The 2,656-nt window shown below is 55.8% G+C and carries 2 protein-coding genes; both read right to left on the bottom strand.

Annotated features, from left to right (window positions below; all coding sequences use genetic code 11):
- Positions 1–467: 2-oxoacid:acceptor oxidoreductase family protein (locus ACYC56_RS14790; protein WP_461374938.1), on the bottom strand; the 467-nt coding region annotated here is incomplete at its 3' end.
- A gap of 6 nt (positions 468–473) precedes the next feature.
- Positions 474–2,399, bottom strand: a complete 1,926-nt coding sequence (locus tag ACYC56_RS14785) for a thiamine pyrophosphate-dependent enzyme (protein WP_461374937.1) — start codon at positions 2,397–2,399, stop codon at positions 474–476.
- Between the last annotated feature and the right edge of the window lie 257 nt (positions 2,400–2,656).

The following is a 2,656-nucleotide window of genomic DNA, read 5'->3' as shown; positions in this document are numbered from 1 at the left end:
ACATTGGCCATAATGGGATTGCCCAATTTCTTGGCTTCTTCCGTGGCCGGGACCACCCATGTTTTGGCCGATAGGGCGGTTATGTCTTTCATGAGTTTTTCCACGGAGGGGTATTTCGTACCCAGACCGGTGATGTCGATAGCCTGTATCGGTCTGGGGTTGACTATGGTAACTACATCCGGATTGCCGTATTGGTTCAGCATCCGCATGGCTTCCACCGGTTCCATGGCCACGATAACATCTGCCCGCCCTTCGGGAATAATCGGGCTGGCCTGGATGTCTTTGGACACTCTGATGTAATTGATCACCGGTCCGCCCCGCTGCTGGGCCGGATAGGTCTGTCCGAAAGTCACCCGAAAGCCTTCGTTCACCAAGGCGTCGCAGATAAGTTGAGAGGTAACCACGTTGCCCTGGCCGGCAACACCGATAACAATGAGACTGAGCGGGTCTTTTATCAATTCTTTCATCTGATCCTATCTCCCCCCTGCTGCTTTTTTCTCAATCGCCCCCTGCGGGCAGATGTCGGCGCACAAGCCGCAACCGCTGCAGATCACCTCATCGATTTCCGATTTGCCGGTCTGTTCTTCCCACCTAAGTCCCGGGCAGCGAAATACCCGGACGCATAAACGGTCACAGCCGCAGCTCTCGCCAAGACACTTCTCGGGGTTCACCGCCATCTCATAGGGCCTTTTTTCCCGTCGGCCCCTTTGCAGTTCGCACTCATGGCGCATGATGACGACCCGGGGGCCGTGACCTTCGTCCCGCAAAACATCAAGCAGCACCTGGGTAGTCTTTTCCAGTTCGAAGGGATCGCAAATTTCCACCCGTACCTTGAAGGCGCGGCAGACGTCTTCGATGGGAACGGTTATTCCCTGTTCTCCCATGGCGGTCATACCGACACCGGGATGGGGTTGAAAGCCGGTCATGGCCGTCGTACTGTTGTCATAAACAACCAGGGTGAAGTCCGACCTGTTCCAGACGGCGTTGAGCAGGGCCGGAATGCTGGCATGAAAAAAGGTGGAGTCCCCCTCCCCGCCGATCACCGGTTGGGTGAAGCCGAATTGTTTCAGCTTGCCGTAACCATCGGCCAGTCCGGCCCCGCCGCCCATACAGTTGCCGATTTTAGCCACAAAGTAACCGCCGGGACCGAAGCCGGCACTCATGCAGCCGGCATCGCCGGTGGCGAAACCGTCCCGTCCGTCGAGGGTAAGCGCGCGATGGATCGTCCAGTAGCTGGCCCGGTGGGGACAGCCGGCACATAATGAGCCGAGACGCAAGATCACTTCTTCTTTAGATGCGGCCTGAACTTTTTTAGCATACTCCGGGTCCCGGGCCTGGTATTGGATCCCCATAATCCCGGTGATGGCCTTTATGGCATTATCCGGGGTTAAATCTCCAAAGAAAGGAATATGTCCGGATCGCTTTCCGTAAAAATAGGGCCGTGGACCAGCCGGTCCCAGACTGGCCGTGAATTCCATGACGCTCTGTTCGACGAAGGGGTGAACTTCTTCGACAAACAATACCTGCTGCGTTTTTCGAAGATGCTTCTCAACCAATTTTTCCGGCAGGGGCCAGAGGGTACCGAGTTTTAAGACCCCGACCCGATTCTGCAATCCGAGTATGCTGACTGCTTCCATGGTGTAGAGAAAAGAGGCCCCGCAACTGATGACCAGAAGATCCGGGGTGTCTGGACCGAAATAGCGGTTGAAGGGTGCTGTTTCAAACCGCTCCATGGCCCTTTTCAGTTTCTCATGCAGACGGCCATGGAGATTGGGTTGTCCAAATAAGGGTATCTTCGGGACAAGCTCGAAGCGTGCCTTCTGTTCCCGGACGGGAAGCGCACCCAGGGTGACATTTCCCCTGGTGTGGCCGATCTTGGCCACTTCCCGCAGCATGACCAGACTATCCAATTCTTCGGACAGTTCGTAGAGCCAGGGAATCATGTCTTTGGCCTCCTGGAAGTCTCCCGGCTCCACCAGAGGGATATCGAACATCTTGGCGATGCCCCGGGTATCCTGCTCATTGGGGCTGTTTCTCCGGCCGGGGTCATCAGCATTGACCAGAATCATTCCGCCTCCCCGAAGACCTCTTTCCATCAGATTGGCAATAGCATCCAGGGCCACGTTGGTGCCGTTCTGTTTCATCGAGGCCATGGAGCGGATCCCGGCGGTAGCCGCGGCGTTGGCGTTCCACAGGGCGACGATTTCATTAATCGACCATTCGGCATAAATGTTCCGGCGTTTGGCAACCTCCGCCAGTCTGGGCAGGATTTCAGATGCAGGGGTACCGGGATAGGAGGCGATAAATCCCACCCCGGCCTCCAGGGCACCGCGGGCAATGGCTTCATTGCCCATCAGCATCAGGGTTTTTCCCGGCGCATCGATATCAATATCCGGCATTTCAAATTACCTCCGTATTAGTTCGAAAATAGGTTCAAAACGATTCGTTGATTCCGTTTATTTTTATGTCCCGGCATCGGGCCGATCGGCTAGGCCGATCTCTTGGGGAGACTCCCAGTGGGAGTCGTACAGGATGCCTCCTGAAAAGGTTGGCAAATCGGCTCCCGGATGGGAGCCTCTTCAAAAGCTCGATGAAATCGAGCGGCCCAACCGCATCATGGTGTCACGCCACAAAAAACGTGGCATGACGGATTAGG

The sequence above is a fragment of the Candidatus Aquicultor sp. genome (assembly GCF_054640775.1).
Note: the sequence above shows the minus strand (reverse complement) of the source record. Positions and strands in the feature narration are given on the sequence as shown.